Raw genomic sequence first — 16,834 nt, forward strand, 5'->3', positions numbered from 1 at the left:
CAAATTTAAACTACTCTTGTGGTAAATAAGTTAAAATTTGGCACGCTCTTTTACTGCCCAGATCACAAGCTTTTAAAAGCGTTGTGGTTGACCCCTCAAAGCTGTGTGAAGTGCCTTTTCCCTCCAAATAATGAACCGAAGCCTCATAACAACTCTCACTTACATTATTTTCACAACCTTTGTTAAAAATCTCAAATGCTCTTACAACATCCTTTTCCACGCCAAGCCCTCTTTGAAGCATATCAGCAAATAAAAAGCACTTTGCTTCACTTCCACTCTCACACTCTTTTTCCAAATAAGATGATATGCTTAAACACGCTTTTTCATCACTTTTTACTATGCAGCCATCAAGCGCTTTGTCAAAATCCAAACCAAATCCAACACTAAAAACCAAAATCAAACATAAAATAACTTTTCTCATAAACTCTCCTAATAAAAAAATTATATGATTTTAGCTTTTTATATTAAATAAAATTATAAACAATTTAAAAATAAAAAATAAAAAATTTTAAATTAATGTGATATAGTGTATAATATGAGATTAATTTTAACAAAGGTGCAATTATGCAAAAAAACATTTTTTTAAAAGTTTTAGTATTGGTTTTAGGCACTCAGATATGTTTGAATGCAAAAAACATAATACCACACTTTACAACCAGCCTTGATGATAATCACAGCTATCAAATAGGCGTAAACTGGCTATGGCTTAAACAAAAAAGCCCAAATTCTTTTTCTAATAATATAGATGGTTTAAATCATGATGGTTTAACAACAAAGACTAAAAATGGAGATTATATAGATAAAAATCTCTTAAAAAGACATATTACAGAAATTGAAAATGAAGAGTTTTTACTGGGTAGCGGTTATGAAGTTCCACATTTTTTAGCTAAAAATAAATCTGGCGAAAATGAGCTAGAAATTACAAATTTTAATACTGAAAATATAAAAAAAGATATAAGTATAAAAAAACCGTCTTATGAAAATAAAGATTGGAATTTAAAAGATATGTTGCCTCAAGCAAAAAGTACAAATCCACTTTTTAATATCCCAACAGTAGGTCTAATCTCTATGCCGGATATAGCTAAACCGGAAGATATAGATGAAGTAAATATAAATATCAAAGGTTCAGGAGCCGTTTTAAGCAGTTATGCCTATTATTTAAATAAAGGAAGTGGTCAAGGAAATTTTTCTCAAGTAACTTTAGAAAAAGGCACATTTTTAAAGGTATCACCAGATCGCAGTAATCCAAATGCTGGTTATTTAAAAATAAAAGATTACAAAGCTACAATGCCTATGTTTTATAAAAAATCAATTGGCGATTTTGAAGATACTTTCTACGCAAACAATGACACAAGGCATTTTTTATACACATTAAGAACTGCTCCATACAACACATTTAAAAAAGATGTAAAAATTTATATGAATTCAAAAAGCTATAACACAATAGAAGGATGCTGCGGCTATGAATTCGGTTTTGCAGTGGTCGGAGAAACGAACGGAAATAATAGTTTTGAGAAAAAAAATATTTCCGAGATAAATCAGAAGATACCACCAACAGGTAAACTTATAGATACAACTTTACCATATTTTATGCCTAAAGCTTTAAAGATAAACCGGGAAATGGATAAATCAAAAGTTCCTTTAGTTTATTTTGAAAATGAAGGAATAGCTGAAATAGGAGAAACTGCTAAAGGATTTTTGATGATGGTTGTCAACCATGACCCATCAGATAAGCTGCATATTTATAATAACAGCGGTGATATAGTTTTGCTTCCAAGGGATGATGATGAGGATAAAAAAGCAGCAGTATTTTTTCACTCACCCGATGTTCCAAGAAAAAATACAAGTGCCATTTATACAAACACCGGAAATATAAATTTATTTGGTATGCATACTGTAGGCTATTTAGCTTCAGCACTTGAAACATATTTAAATGAGAGTACATTAAGCTTTATAAATGATGGAAATTTTGTTTTAAATGGAGCAAACTCCATAGGAATGGCGATCTCAGGAGATAGGGGAGATTTAAAAAGCGGATCAAACGTTCATACCTTTAAACCAATTATTTTAAGAGGCGATAAAGCAATCGGCTTTTATAATGAAAACGATGCTTTAAATGAAGGCAATAAAAGCTTTAGCACAATGAAGATAGTGATCGGGGATAAAGGAAACGAAACTGATATTTATGAATCAAAAATAGTAAAAGATAGTCAGGATGAACCTAAAGTAGATATCAAAGAAGATGGTGAAGAGGGTAAAAAATTTGATCCTCAAAGCAATATAGAAGACAATGATAAAAGATCTGTAGATAATGCTATAGCAATGATATATAATCCAAACTCTAAAAATTCAGTTATGGATAATTTCGTAAGAACAGATATACAAATAAATGCAAACTCTACAAACGGTATAGGAATTTATGCTAAAAGTGGAACAATAAAACTTTTAAATGAGATTACGGATACCGAAATAAAAGATAATTTTGATGAAAAAATAGTTGATAAAATAAATGAAAATTTTAAAAACGACACCAATCATACCATCAATATAAATGGTGGAAAAAATAACACCGCTCTTTATGTAAAGCAAGATAAATACAATCACCCAAGCGTAATAATCTATAATGGAGATATAAATATAAACGCAGGAAAAGACTTCGAAGGAAAAAATAGCACTGATAATAAAGCTATTATGGCCTTAAATAAAGGAAATGTAGAATTTGAAGGCAATTTAACTGCCGGTAAAGATGGCTCTTTAATTACTAGCAATGCCGTAGTTTATAGCGATAATGCAGAAGTTACCATAAAAAATGGCTCCACTATAAATATGTATTTAAGCGATAGCTCAAATGGATTTTACGCTTCAAATTTTTCAAAACCGAATATTCAAAGCTCGAAACCGCAAATAAAAATAGAAGAAGGTGCAAAAATAAATTTAAACGGTGATGGGGTCGGTATAACAGCTGGAAATGGCGGACATATAGACCTAAGCGGAGCGACTATCAAAGCCACAGGCTTAAAATCAGCTCTTGCTTCTATAGCAAGTGACGGAAACACTTCATACATAAACGCAAAAAATGCAACTATAACATATGATGGCGACAGCTATGCAACATATTCAAGTCAAAAAGACGCTAAAATAAACTTGGATAATGCCACTATAAATCTTATGGGAAACTCATACGGCGTAGCGCTTGACTACGACAAAGCAAACAATACTTATGATGTCAAAGGCTTAATGGGAAAAGTAAATATCAAACCTTTAAGCGATAAGGTGAATCTTTTTACAATTAAAGACTATAATGATTTACGCTCCTCACGTTTTAATAATGAAGACGGTGCATTAAATCTCGAAGATGAAGGTACTATCGGCGTAGGAACTTTTAGTTATAAAATAGACAGAAGTGATCCAAATGGTGCGAAAGCCACACTTGCATTAATTGACGGACTTAAAAATTTTCTTATAGATAGCAATATTGATAAATCTAAAGCCGGACAAAAAGGCGATAAAATTTCAGATATGCAAACTGATGATGAAAAAATAGCTTTCAATTTTGCTAAAAATATAAAAATTCAAAGAGCAAATATAACTCTTGGTAGCGGTAAAACAGTAAAAGCCATTATGAATGAAGACGAGCTTAAAAATCTTTCAATGAGTAAGCCATTTGCAATAGCAGTATCTGCAGGACCAAATGCAACAAACAAAGATAAAACTTCAATAACTCTAAAAGACAACAGCAAAGTTATAGTTAATAGCAAAGATCAAAAAGAAGATGCAGGAGTTGGACTATATATAGACTTTGGTAGAGTAAATACAGATAAAAGCGCACTAATAAAAGTTGGAAGCAGTAATACAAAAAATGCAACTGGAATTTATGCAGTAAGCTCTGATGTAACAAATGATGGCACGATACAAACTGACTCTTCTCTATCAATCGGAGCAATGCTTTATGCGCAAAATACAAAGCCTTATAGTAAGGCTTTTATAGATCAAATAGGTGGAGCTAGTAAACTAAATGGCTTTATTACAAATAATGGAGATATAGTGGTAAATGGTGAGAGGTCGGCTGGAATTTATGTAGATAATAATTTCAACAAAGTCCAAAATTCTTACACAGGCACAAACAATAAAAACATAAATGTAAATGCTGCAAATTCTATGGCGATGGCAAGCTCAAATTCCACACTTATAAATAAAGGAAATATAAATTTAAATAAAAACTCAAGCTCAAGCATTGCAATGTATGGAAAAGAATTTCAAGATGAAACACAAAATATTAACTCAAGCTCAACTCTTAAAAATAGCGGACTTATATATATAAACTCAAACCACTCAGCCGGAATGCTTAACAAATCGGTTAATAATGACAGTTCTACACAGCTTTTAGATGGCGGTAGAATAATCTCATCTAAAGATGCATCAAAAGTTACAGCAATAAGTGGAAAAAATATAGATGTAAAAAACGGCTCAACAATAGACTTAAAAGGAAAAAATTCAGTTGGAATTTATGCTAATAACTCATCTGCTGTAAATATAGAAGAAAATGCTAAAATAAATATAAGTGATGATTCTATAGTTTTATACTCTAAAAGTAGTGACAATACAGACATAAAGTATAATATAAAAAATACAGAAATTTTAGGTAAAAATCAAACTGCTATATATCTTGAAAATAGCAAAGAAAATGCAAATAAACTAACTTTAGTGCCAAATTCGGTATTTAATGTAAAAGATGAAAACTCTAAAGCCTTGCATTTAAAATCTATAGGAAATCCTTCAAGTTATACTTTTGATGATATAACATTTAATCTAAAAGGAAAAAATAATGTCGCTGTTTTAGCAGAAGGTAGCACAAATGTAAGTCTAGGAGCAAATTCAAAAATAAATATGGATGAGTTAGCTTACGGAAGCATAGGTCTAGCACTTCAAGATAGTGACAATGAAACACTTACCATAACAAACAAAGGCACTATAAACGTAGCAAAAAGCGATAAAGACAATAAAATTTATTCGGCTGCGATTGCGCTTTTTTCACCAGGAATTGCAATTAATAATGGCACTATAAACACAGATGATGAATCTGTTGGAATGTATGGCATAGATGATGAAAATGTAAATTTGCAAAATGAAGGTGAAATAAATATAAATAAAAATGCAGTTGCCATGTATATTAAAAACGGAGCTGCCACAAATAGTGGAAAAATAAATGTAAATGGTGAAAACGGTGTTGGAATGTATGCCAAAAAAGGCTCTTTAATAAATAGTGGTGAAATTTTAGCAAACAGTCAGGGTGCTGGAATGTTTAGTGATGAAGATGCAAAGATTTCAAATTTAAACAAAATTTTACTTAATAAGGAAAACTCAATTGGAATTTATACAAAAAACGAAGCCACAAACAAAGGAAATATCTCTTTACTTGGCGATCGTTCAGTTGGAATTTTTGCAAAAAATATCTTAAATGAAGGTGTTGTAAACCTAAGCTCAAAAGGAGAAAATGATAAATTTTCAGCTGCATTGATGGGGAAAAACATAAAAAATACAGGAACTATAAATTTAAATAAAGAGTATGAAGTTGGAATGTATGGCATAGGCACATCTACAAATAAAGCGGTTTTAACAAACGATGGAGCAATAAATTTAAATGCAAACAACCAAATAGGAATGTATGCTAAATTTGCCGATATTAAAAATAGCGGAGATATAAATGTAAACGCTCAAGACTCAATTGGAGTTTATGCCGATAATTCCATAATCGACAATACAGGCAAAATAACTTTAAACGCTGATAATTCAGTTGGTGTTTATATGGTAAATGGTTCGTATTTTAAAAATAGAGGCGAAATTAAAATAATTGGAAATTCAAAAAGCGTGGTAAAAGATGGTAAAAAAATAGATATTATGCCCGCAAGCACTCCTTCTTTCCTTCCAAATGAAGTTCATAAAGATAAATTTAAAGGCGTTGATATAGAGGTAAATAAGAACACCCAAAATTTTGAAGATTTTAATGTAAAATATGATAATAAAATTTACAATACTGAAAATTCTGTAAAATTATCAAATTCACAAATTGCCAATAATTTAGATCTAAGCTTGTCAAACAAAACAACAAATATTGAGATTCCTGCAAATTTAGATAACAAAAGCAAAGAAAAAAGAGTTAAAAACAATATCGTGGCAATGTATGCGGATACTTCAGGCGTAAATTTGACAAAACCTATAAAAGGACTTGATAACCTAAGCAAAAATGATAAAATCATCCTTTATATAGGCGCTGAAGCGGCAAACTATACAAACAAAAAAGTTATAAATTTAGATCAAAGTCTGATGAAGCCTTTCATAGATGAGCTTGACAAATCAACAGCTATAAAAGCTGTTTATTCAGGTTCTTTAACTTGGCAGGCATTTGTAACTTTTGATAAAAATGCTAAAAATAATCACAAAATAAAAAGTTTTGTGATGTCAAAAATTCCTTATGTAAATTTCATAAAAAAAGATAGTAAATATAAAGATTTATATATTGCACTTGATAAGAAATATGAAAAAGCCATAGTTGGAAGCAACGATAAAAAGATATTTAATAAACTTAACCTACTTGGAAAAAATGAAGAATTTAACCTTCATAAAAATTTAAAAAGTTTAGGTGGTTTTGAATATGCATCAACTCAAACCAGGGCTTACTCATCTGCTGATATTTATGATAGAGAATTTAATGATTTGATGCGTTGGGATACAAACACTACAGACACAACCAAATTTAAGATTTTTGGTGCAAACACTAAACGAGATCAAAGAGTGGATGGAGTTTTAGGATATGATAAGAATGCTTACGGTCTATTTGTGCTAAATAACTTCGATCTTAAAATGGATGGAACGTCAAATGGAGTTTTTGGAGGAATTGCCAAAGAAAGATATGAGTTTAAAAATGATTATAAATCAAAAGAAGATGCTTTAACAGCACAAATCGGATATTATATAGATAGAAAAGTTTTAAACGAAGAAGTAAATCATCTTTTAAAAATATCTGCCACAGGAAGCACAAGAGAGATGAAAAGATATACTTTAGATAAAGACTTTTGGGCAAAATCTAAATATTATACATTAGGCTTTGATGTCAAAAATAGCTTTTATAAAGAGTATAAATTCAACTCAGGTTTTAAAATTTCGCCATATGCAGGAGTTGATTTAGGATATGGCATTATAGACAATATAAAAGAAAAAAGTGGCAATACTCTTCTTTTAAATGTTGATTCAAAAGATTATTATAGTATCAGACCAAATATTGGAGTTGAGCTTGGATATACACATTTGCTTGATGAGAGTTCATACTTTAATATACTTCTTGATAGTAAAATTTACAAAGAATTTGGCAAGATAAACAGAGCCAACAATTTAGCAAGATTTAAAGATGCAAATAGCTATTTTTCACTTCCAAAAGAGGATAAGGAAGATAAAGGTGCTGAATTTACACTTGTAGGTAAATACGAAAATGGAAATTTCGGTGCATCTTTAAAAGGTGGATATCAAACTCAATTTAAAGATAGATTTATAGGGCTTGATTTAAGAATTAAGTTTTAAAAATTAAAGGCTTGAAATAAAACTTTTGATGTTTATAAACTTCAATCTTGTTTTAAACTTGATGATTTTTAAAAGGGGAAAAATCCCCTTTTAATTTTGTTATAAACTCTACTCTTTTAAATAATCTTGAATACTTTTAACTTCTAAATATGAGCCATCTTTCATTGACGGTATTGAATTTACTGCCATTAGGGCCGCTTTTGTAGTTGTGAAATATGGTACTTTAAACCTCAAAACAAGTTGGCGGATTTTGACACCATCATCATCATAGCTTTTATTATCGCTTGTATTTACAACCAAATTTATCTCATTATTTTTTAACTTATCGGCGATGTTTGGGCGGCCTTCGCTTATCTTGTGAACAAACTCACTTTCTATACCATGCTCTTTTAAGGCATTATGAGTTCCACTTGTTGCAACTATCCTAAAGCCCTCTTTTATGAATTTTTTAGCTAGTTCTATACCACTTTTTTTATCATCATCGGCCAAGCTTAAAAACAAAGTTCCACTTGATGAAAAGACATTACTTGCTGAAATTTGACTTTTTATAAAGCTTTTTGCAAAACTATCGCTTATACCCATAACTTCGCCTGTTGATTTCATCTCAGGCCCAAGGATAAAATCAGCCCCAACTAGTTTGTTAAATGGAAATACGCTTTCTTTAACACAAACATGATTTTTTGGAGTAGCTGTATAGATATCTCCTACTTTTATTAAGTTTTTATAACTATCATAGAAATTTAATGCCTCTTTTAAATCCCCTTGCCACATAACTCTAGTTGCGACTTTTGCCATAGGAATTCCTGTTGCTTTACTTACAAAAGGCACAGTTCTACTTGCTCTTGGATTTACTTCTATCATATAAATTTCATCTTCAAAAATGGCAAATTGTATGTTTAAAAGTCCTATAACGCCTAAATTTATAGCGATTTCTTTTGTGTTTTTGTAAACTTTTTCAATTATTTCTTTGCTTAAGCTTTGTGGTGGCATTACACTTATACTATCACCTGAGTGAATTCCAGCCTCTTCAATATGCTCTAAAATAGCTCCCACAAAAACATCTTTTCCATCACTTATGGCATCAACATCAAGTTCGGTAGCGTTTTTCAAAAATTTATCTATTAAAACCGGAGAGTGGTTGCTAACGCTTACTGCTTCGCCCATATACTCTAAAAGCTCACTTTCACAAGTGACTTTTTTCATTGCTCTTCCGCCTAAAACATAACTTGGTCTAACAAGCACTGGATAGCCAATTTCTTTTGCTTTTAAAACTGCTTCTTCTACGCTTGTCGCAGTTGCATTGTTAGGCTGTTTAATACCTAATTTTGATATAAACTCGCTGAATTTCTTCCTATCTTCTGCCATATCTATAACTCTTGGGCTTGTTCCTATTACATTAGCCCCAATAATTGCTAGTCTTTTTGCAAATTTAAGTGGAGTTTGACCTCCAAAATGAATTATTACGCCATCAGGATTTTCTCTTTCAATAACACTTCTTAAATGCTCAAAATCAATTGGTTCAAAATATAGCGTATCGCTTGTGTCATAATCCGTGCTTACAGTTTCAGGATTGCAATTATACATTATACTTTTTATGCCAAGATCTTTTAGCGCATAACTTGCATGAACACAACAATAATCAAACTCTATTCCTTGTCCTATTCTATTTGGTCCACCACCTATTATTAAAACTTTTTTGCCTTTATTGCTGGATGAGACATTTTCGCATTTTTTAAATGTTGAGTAAAGATAAGTAAAGTTATCATTTCTGCCTTTTGTTCCAGCTTTTTGATAAATTTGAGCTATATTAAATTTATTTCTTGCAAAGTAAATATCATTTTGACTAAGCTCTAGGTTGTCTTTTAAATTTATAAGATAAGCTAACTTTTTATCAGAAAATCCCATAGCTTTAGCTTCTTGTAGTTTTTTAGAATCGTTTAAAATATCCATATCCACACTTTTTTCAAACTCTACTATTTCATAAATTTCATTTAAAAAATACTTATCTATTTTAGTTAGTTCATAAACTTTTTCTATATCATAGCCATCTCTAAAAGCTTGTGCAACATATAATATCCTCTTATCATCGGCATGTCTTAGCTTATAAACTAAATCTTTGTTTGAAATTTCATCAAATCCTGATAGACCGCTTTCCATAGAGCAAAGCGCTTTTTGCAAAGCTTCTTTTAAGCTTTTGCCAAGACTCATAACTTCTCCAACGCTCTTCATCGCAGTTCCAAGCAAAGTATTTGCACCTTTAAATTTTTCAAAAGCAAATTTAGGAACTTTTACAACTATATAGTCAATTTCTGGTTCATAAAAACCATCTTCTATCTCATCAAGCGTATAACCAACTGCTAAAAGAGTTGAAATTTTAGCTATAGGATATCCAGTTGCCTTACTTGCAAGTGCTGAGCTTCTAGAAACTCGTGGATTCATTTCAATTACTACAGTTCTTCCATCTTTTGGATTCATGGCAAATTGAATATTACTACCACCTGCATCAACCCCAATAGCCTTAACTATTTCAAAACTTAGTTTTTTTATTTTTTCTATCTCATCATCACTTAGTGTAAGAGTTGGAGCTATTGTTATACTATCTCCTGTGTGAATTCCCATAGGATCTATATTTTCTATACCACACACTAAAACGCATTGTCCTTTTTTGTCCCTTATAACCTCAGATTCTATCTCTTTCCAACCAAGCAAGCTTTCTTCTATTAAAATTTCATTTATCGGGCTTGCCTCGATTCCGTTTTGAGCTATTTCTTTAAACTCATCTATGTTATAAGCTACACCACTTCCTGCTCCACCAAGAGTGTAACTTGCTCTTATTATTAAAGGAAAACCAATTTGGCTAGCTGCTTGTAATGCATCATCAAGCGTATAAGCATAGCAAGACTTTGGAAGATCCATATTTATACTTTGCATGGTTTTTTTAAACAAAAGTCTATCTTCGCCTTTTTTTATCGCATCAGGGTTTATACCTATAAATTTAACATTTTTTAATTTTTTAAACTCATCACTTTCATAAACTTCCATTCCAGCATTTAAAGCAACCTGCCCGCCAAGCGTTGGAAGTATCGCATCAACGTTTTCTTTTTTTATAATTCTTAAAATGCTTTCTTTTGTAATTGGCTCTAAATATGAAGCATCAGCAAAGTCTGGATCTGTCATAATAGTAGCTGGATTTGAGTTAATCAAAACTACTCTATAACCAAGACTTTTTAATGTTTTTATAGCTTGTGTGCCACTATAGTCAAACTCACATGCTTGACCTATAACAATCGGACCACTTCCGATAACTAAAACTGTTTTGAAATCATCTCTTTTTGGCATTTATCTCTCCTTTGTGACGACATATAGAAATGCTGGTGTAACCTCATCAAAATAAGGTTTTATAACAGCACTTTTATATAAATCTTCATCTATAATTTCATCTATAACCCCAACAGGAACTCCTGCAAAAAACACCTCATCAAGCCCACTTGTATAAACCTCATCACCAATTTTTGGATTTAACCATCTTGGAATAAATTTTGCTATAACCCTAGTTCCATCTCCATTTATGATAGCTGGGATTTTTTCATCACCGATATAAGCTGAAAATGATGCAAGCTCATCATTTTGAAGTATTAACATAAAATTTGAATCTTTTGAAGTTATAATTCCGGCTGTGTGGGCATTAAAAATAGCTCCATAAATTTTATTTTTATTGTTGTTTTTAAAATCAACCCAAAATTTATTATAATCTCCAATTTTGGCATAAGATAAAGTTCTTATAAGTTTAATATTTGGAGTAAATTTAGTAGAATTTGTATCTTTTAAAATTTGATTTAACTCATAAGCATAAGTATTTAATAAAACGGCTTTTTTTTTAAGTTCTTCATTTTCTAAAAGCAAGGTTTTAATCTGCGAAGACTTATTAAAATGAGTTTTTACTTTTTGAGTTAAATTTGTATTTATATTTTTAAAAAAACTAATAACATCATTAGTTGAACTTATACTTTGACCCTTTATATAAGAGCCAAAATATATAGAAAATAGTAAAAAAACAAGTACAAAAAAAATTTGTTTGATTTTACTCATTTATTTATTCGCTTGATAGTTGTCTTAAAATACTTATTTCTTCTAATGCTTTGCCTGTTCCTTTTGCAACCGCTAAAAGTGGCTCATCAGCAACATAAACAGGAAGTTTTACAATGTCGCTTAAATACTTATCAATTCCTCTAATCAATGCTCCACCACCTGATAAAACAATACCATTTTCAACTATATCAGAAGCAAGATCAGGCGGCATCATCTCTAAAACTGATTTTAGATTATCAGCAATTTGCTTTAATGTCTCTCTCATAGCTTCTCTAGCATCTTCACTGGTTAGTTCAATCCTGCTTAAAAGACCACTTATTTGATCTCTTCCTTTTACAGTAGCAACAAGTTCTTTTGGAAGCTGAACTGCGGTACCTACTTTTATTTTTATCTCTTCGCCGGTTCTTTCACCTATTAAAAGATTATACTTTTCTTTGACATAACTAATTATTGCTTCGTTAAATTTATCCCCAGCTGCTCTAATTGATTTGCTTATTACAAGTCCTCCAAGAGAAATGACTCCTATCTCAGTAGTTCCTCCACCAATATCAACAACTAAGCTTCCTTTTGGTTCTTGTATAGGAAGTCCAGCTCCAATAGCTGCTGCCATAGGCTCTTCTATTAAAAAAACTTCTCTTGCTCCTGCCATTAAAGCACTATCTCTAACTGCTTTTCTTTCAACTTGAGTTAAGCCATAAGGAACTGAAATTATAACTCTCGGGCTTATAAAATTTCGTCTTTTGTGGGTTTTTTCTATGAAATATCTTATCATTCTTTCAGTCATATCAAAATCGGCTATAACACCATCTTTCATTGGTCTAATAGCTTGAATATCACCTGGAGTTTTTCCTACCATATCTTTTGCTTGGTGACCTACAGCTAAGATTTTTTGTTTTCCAAATTTTGTATTTTCAACAGCAACAACACTTGGTTCATTTATAACAATTCCTTTATCTTTTACTAAAACAAGGGTATTTGCTGTTCCTAGGTCTATTCCCATATCGCTTGAAAAAAATCCTAAAATTTTATCAATTATCATTTTTATCCTTTTTGCTTCTTAGTTGTTTTTAGGCACTTAAAATATCTTGTTTTACAAGAATTGGCTTTTCTTTGCCTAAAACCACATCTTTTGAAATTACTACTTCATATCCTTTTAACTCTGGCAAATTAAACATAATATCAAGCATAACTCCCTCCATTATGCTTCTTAAACCTCTTGCACCCGTTTTTCTTTTTATAGCTAAATTTGCAACCTCCAAAAGCGCTTCATCATCAAATTTTAAACTCGCTCCATCTATTGCAAATATTTTTTTATATTGACTTAAAATCGCATTTTTAGGTTCTGTTAAAATTCTCACCATATCTTTTTCATCAAGCTCATTTAAAGTTGCTACAATATGAAGTCTTCCAATTAGTTCGGGGATTATACCATAATGAACCAAATCGTCGGATTCAACTAAGTGTATCAAATTTTCATTTTCTTTTTTCGTTCTTTTTTCTTGACCAAAGCCTAAAATATTTTCGCCAATTCTTCTACTTATAATGTCATTTAATCCATCAAAAGCTCCACCACAAATAAATAAAATATTTTTTGTATCTATTTGAATAAAGTCTTGATTTGGATGTTTTCTACCACCTTTTGGTGGGATATTTACAACACTTCCTTCAATAATTTTAAGAAGTGCTTGCTGCACGCCCTCACCGCTTACATCTCTTGTTATGGATCTATTCTCGCTCATTCTAGCAATTTTATCCATTTCATCAACAAAAACGATTCCTTGTTCTGCTTTTTTTATATCACCATTTGCAGCTTGTAAAAGCCTTGTTAGTATGTTTTCAACATCTTCTCCAACATATCCAGCCTCTGTTAAGCTTGTAGCATCACAAATTGCAATCGGCACATCAAGATGCTTTGCTAAAGTTTGAGCCATTAATGTTTTTCCACTTCCAGTTGGTCCAATAAGTAAAATATTTGACTTTGAAATTTCGGTATCATCATCTACCATATCTTGCTTAAAAAGCCTTTTATAGTGATTATAAACTCCAACACTAAAAGCCTTTTTTGCCATATCTTGCCCAATAACATAACTATCCAAAATTTCCTTTAGTTTTTTTGGTGTAATATCTTTTATGGTTTTATTTTCTTCTTTTTTTTCAACTTCACCACCATGGATAACCTCATAAGCTGCATCTATACAAAACTCACATATAAAAGCATCGCTATTTTCATTTGGAAAAATTCTTCTATCTTTATCTTCTAGCCCACCACAAAAACTACACTTTCTAGCCATTCTTTTCCTTTTTTAGAGGAATTCCTCTTTTTGTATTTATGATAAATTCACACATTTTCTTTATATTCAAATTTGATGAAATATCTAGTAATTTTAGAGCTTGATCTTTTATACTAACACCTTGGTTAAATATGAATTTATAAGCTTTATTTATCTCCTCTACCTCATCTTTTTCGAACCTTCTTCTAAGCCCTATTAAATTAAGCCCTCTTACATAAGCCCTATTTCCCTCAGCTAAACAAAAATTAGGAATATCTTGACTTAATGCAGATGCTCCTGCTATCATACAGCTTTCTCCAATTTTAACAAACTGATGAACTGGAGTAAGACCACCAATAACAGCATAATCACCCATTTCAACATGTCCTGCTAAAGTTGCATTATTTGCTAAAATTACATTATTTCCAATGATACAATCATGTGCAATATGACAATAGGCCATTATAAAAGCATTATCTCCTATTCTTGTAAAGCCATCACCTTTATGTGAGCCTGAGTTTATCGTGCAAAACTCGTGAATTGTAGCATTTTTGCCAATTATAAGACCTGTTTTTTCACCAACTTCAAAACTCATATCTTGTGGGATATCACCAACTACTGCATAGCTAAAAATTTTGCTTTTATCGCCAATTGTTGTATTTCCAACTATCCTTGCACCTTGCTTTATGATAACTTCATTTCCAATTTTTGCATTTTTGCCAACAAAGGCATAGGCTTCTATTTTTACATCATTGCCTAAAATAGCACCATCTTCTATGATGGCAGTTTTATGAATATTCATATTAAATCCGTTACTATTTATCCATTATCATAGCTTGAAGTTCAGCTTCAGCAGCTAAACCATCATCAGTATGAGCCTCGCCTTTTAAGACCCAAATTTTGCCACGATGTTTTAGAGTTGAAATTTTATAAGTTATCCTATCTCCTGGTCTAATTGGCTTTCTAAATTTTGCCTTATCAATACTCATAAAATATACAACTTTATCTTTTAAATCATCTGGATTATCTTTTTCCATACTTCTAAAAGCCAAAACCCCACCAGCTTGTGCCATTCCTTCAATTATCATAACTCCTGGATAAATAGGATGCCCAGGGAAATGTCCCTCAAAAATAGGTTCGCCTATGGTTACATTTTTATACGCTTCAATACTTTCATTAAGTACCAAATTTGTAACCTTATCAATCAACAAAAAAGGATATCTATGTGGTAAAATTTGCATTATTTGGTTTATATCTAACATGTTATCTAGCCTTAAATTTTATTTAACCTCATATTTTATCAAAAAGTTACTAAAATTTCCCTAACATCTAAATATATTTTTGAAAAAGCTTCGATCTTTACCTTTGCTGGGACTATTTTTTCAACTATGATAATTGGCGAAAAGCTACCTTTTTGACAAATTTTTTCTCTTAAATTTAGCTCTTCATTAACGCTTAGAGGTTTTTTTAAAAGCTCATCAAAACTCTTAAAATTAAGCTTTGAAAGCTCTTTGAATTTATCAAAACTAAAAACTCTTATCTCATTTTTTACAAACTCATCACACTCATAATTTATGCCAAATTTCACTAAATTTCTCTCAAAATGAGAGTTAAATAAAAAATAGCTTTTTATAGCCTTTTCATCAAATTTAACTAACCCTCTTAAAAGCCTATAATTTATAAAACTATCTTTTTGAAGCCTAAATTTGACCTTTTGCTCCTCCAAGGTTCTTAAATTTCTATAAAACAAAACTCTATCTTCTGGTGAATTTGGCCAAATTTGGTGGTTTATAGCACTCATTAGTTCAAATTCCAAACTTGCTTTATTTTGCATTTTCATAGCATAGATACAGCCACAATAATTTTGATGATATAAGTTATCTTTTTTTGCCAAATCAAACTGAGCTTTGCTTCCGCCATTTTTCCTAAAATCAGGTGCTACAAAATCAAGATTAAATCTAGCACAAATTTCAGATAGAGATTTTTGTAATTGGGCGTGGGATTTTTTAGGACTCATTAAAAGCGTTGTGGTTATTGAGTTTTCGCCTAATTTTTTGGCTAAAATAGCTGTTTTTTCCATCCTAAAATCAAAGCATTTTTGACAACGCTCACCTTTTTCAGGCTCATTTTCAAGCCCTCTTACAAACCTAAACCACTCATCAAGTTCATAATCGCCCAAAATAACTTCAATTCCAAGAGTTTTTGCACTTCTTTTAACATCGTCATAACGAAGCAAAAACTCACTATATGGATGGATATTTGGATCATAAAAATAGCCAATTATCCTAACGCCCGGATAAATCTCCTTTAACTTTCTTAAAAAATAGTGACTATCAACACTACAGCAAATTTGAACTAGCAAATTTAGCCTAAATTTGAAGTTAAATCAGCTAAAACTTTTGCTGCGTGATCTTTTGCTTTTACACTTTTATAAACCTTTAAAATATCGCCTTTTTTATCAATCACAAAAGTTGTTCTAACTATGCCTAAATACTCTCTACCATAATTTTTTTTAACTTGCCAAACGCCATAAAGCTTGCTTACATTTTTATCTTCATCACTTAGTAAAATGTGTTTTAAGTCATGTTTTTTTATAAAATTTTCGTGGCTTTTTACAGAATCTGGGCTAACGCCAATGATCACACTATCATTTGCTATAAACTCATCATAATTTTGACTAAACTCACAAGCTTCTGTTGTGCAACCTGGAGTATTGTCTTTTGGATAAAAATATAAAATTACATTTTTACCTACAAAATCATTTAAATTTATCTCAACACCATCTTGATTTTTAAGGCTAAAATTTGGAGCCCTGTCTCCTTTTTGTAAAGTTACTTTTCTCTCTACATCTTCTTTTAAAAAATCACTCATTTTTTTACCCTTTTTATTGAAATTTATAT

Annotated in this window: 10 protein-coding genes; 1 reads left to right on the forward strand and 9 read right to left on the reverse strand. The window is 31.1% G+C overall.

The features are described from left to right. Nucleotides 1–10: 10 nt before the first annotated feature. Nucleotides 11–421 (reverse strand): tetratricopeptide repeat protein, encoded by a 411-nt coding sequence (locus HMPREF9309_RS01810; protein WP_016646217.1) that lies wholly within the window; start codon nt 419–421, stop codon nt 11–13. A 143-nt stretch (nt 422–564) separates the two neighbouring features. On the opposite strand from HMPREF9309_RS01810, the gene HMPREF9309_RS01815 reads away from it, so the two are divergent. Then, nucleotides 565–7,575, forward strand: a complete 7,011-nt coding sequence (locus HMPREF9309_RS01815) for an autotransporter domain-containing protein (protein WP_016646218.1) — start codon at nt 565–567, stop codon at nt 7,573–7,575. 108 nt (nt 7,576–7,683) lie between these two features. Here HMPREF9309_RS01815 and carB read toward each other — a convergent pair whose 3' ends face one another. The 8 genes from carB to bcp are packed head-to-tail and all read right to left on the reverse strand — an operon-like array spanning nt 7,684 to nt 16,805. Then, nucleotides 7,684–10,914: a carbamoyl-phosphate synthase large subunit gene (gene carB, locus HMPREF9309_RS01820; RefSeq protein WP_016646219.1), complete on the reverse strand. Its 3,231-nt coding sequence runs from the start codon at nt 10,912–10,914 to the stop codon at nt 7,684–7,686. Continuing rightward, nucleotides 10,915–11,664, reverse strand: coding sequence for a rod shape-determining protein MreC (gene mreC, locus HMPREF9309_RS01825; protein WP_016646220.1), 750 nt, complete (start codon nt 11,662–11,664; stop codon nt 10,915–10,917). Nucleotides 11,665–11,668: 4 nt separating this feature from the next. After that, nucleotides 11,669–12,703 carry a rod shape-determining protein gene (locus HMPREF9309_RS01830; RefSeq protein WP_016646221.1) on the reverse strand — a complete coding sequence of 345 codons (1,035 nt, stop codon included), beginning with the start codon at nt 12,701–12,703 and terminating at the stop codon, nt 11,669–11,671. 28 nt (nt 12,704–12,731) lie between these two features. Further along, nucleotides 12,732–13,955 (reverse strand): ATP-dependent Clp protease ATP-binding subunit ClpX, encoded by a 1,224-nt coding sequence (clpX, locus tag HMPREF9309_RS01835; RefSeq protein ID WP_016646222.1) that lies wholly within the window; start codon nt 13,953–13,955, stop codon nt 12,732–12,734. Continuing rightward, nucleotides 13,948–14,736: an acyl-ACP--UDP-N-acetylglucosamine O-acyltransferase gene (lpxA, locus tag HMPREF9309_RS01840; RefSeq protein WP_016646223.1), complete on the reverse strand. Its 789-nt coding sequence runs from the start codon at nt 14,734–14,736 to the stop codon at nt 13,948–13,950. The genes clpX and lpxA overlap by 8 nt, the downstream gene beginning before the upstream one ends. A gap of 13 nt (nt 14,737–14,749) precedes the next feature. Beyond that, nucleotides 14,750–15,196 (reverse strand): 3-hydroxyacyl-ACP dehydratase FabZ, encoded by a 447-nt coding sequence (gene fabZ / locus HMPREF9309_RS01845; protein WP_016646224.1) that lies wholly within the window; start codon nt 15,194–15,196, stop codon nt 14,750–14,752. A gap of 38 nt (nt 15,197–15,234) precedes the next feature. Next, the gene (locus tag HMPREF9309_RS01850) at nt 15,235–16,296 is read right to left on the reverse strand and encodes an epoxyqueuosine reductase QueH (protein WP_016646225.1); all 1,062 of its coding nucleotides are present in this window, start codon (nt 16,294–16,296) and stop codon (nt 15,235–15,237) included. A gap of 2 nt (nt 16,297–16,298) precedes the next feature. Next, nucleotides 16,299–16,805 carry a thioredoxin-dependent thiol peroxidase gene (gene bcp, locus HMPREF9309_RS01855; RefSeq protein ID WP_016646226.1) on the reverse strand — a complete coding sequence of 169 codons (507 nt, stop codon included), beginning with the start codon at nt 16,803–16,805 and terminating at the stop codon, nt 16,299–16,301. Nucleotides 16,806–16,834: the final 29 nt, after the last annotated feature.

Origin of the sequence: Campylobacter ureolyticus ACS-301-V-Sch3b, assembly GCF_000413435.1 — a bacterium.
GTDB classification, from domain to species: domain Bacteria; phylum Campylobacterota; class Campylobacteria; order Campylobacterales; family Campylobacteraceae; genus Campylobacter_B; species Campylobacter_B ureolyticus_A.

Bases quoted from the DNA above. Each gene is read 5' to 3' on its own strand.
- HMPREF9309_RS01810 (WP_016646217.1), bottom strand. From the start codon at position 421: ATGAGAAAAGTTATTTTATGTTTGATTTTGGTTTTTAGTGTTGGATTT.
- HMPREF9309_RS01815 (WP_016646218.1), top strand. From the start codon at position 565: ATGCAAAAAAACATTTTTTTAAAAGTTTTAGTATTGGTTTTAGGCACT.
- carB (WP_016646219.1), bottom strand. From the start codon at position 10,914: ATGCCAAAAAGAGATGATTTCAAAACAGTTTTAGTTATCGGAAGTGGT.
- mreC (WP_016646220.1), bottom strand. From the start codon at position 11,664: ATGAGTAAAATCAAACAAATTTTTTTTGTACTTGTTTTTTTACTATTT.
- HMPREF9309_RS01830 (WP_016646221.1), bottom strand. From the start codon at position 12,703: ATGATAATTGATAAAATTTTAGGATTTTTTTCAAGCGATATGGGAATA.
- clpX (WP_016646222.1), bottom strand. From the start codon at position 13,955: ATGGCTAGAAAGTGTAGTTTTTGTGGTGGGCTAGAAGATAAAGATAGA.
- lpxA (WP_016646223.1), bottom strand. From the start codon at position 14,736: ATGAATATTCATAAAACTGCCATCATAGAAGATGGTGCTATTTTAGGC.
- fabZ (WP_016646224.1), bottom strand. From the start codon at position 15,196: ATGTTAGATATAAACCAAATAATGCAAATTTTACCACATAGATATCCT.
- bcp (WP_016646226.1), bottom strand. From the start codon at position 16,805: ATGAGTGATTTTTTAAAAGAAGATGTAGAGAGAAAAGTAACTTTACAA.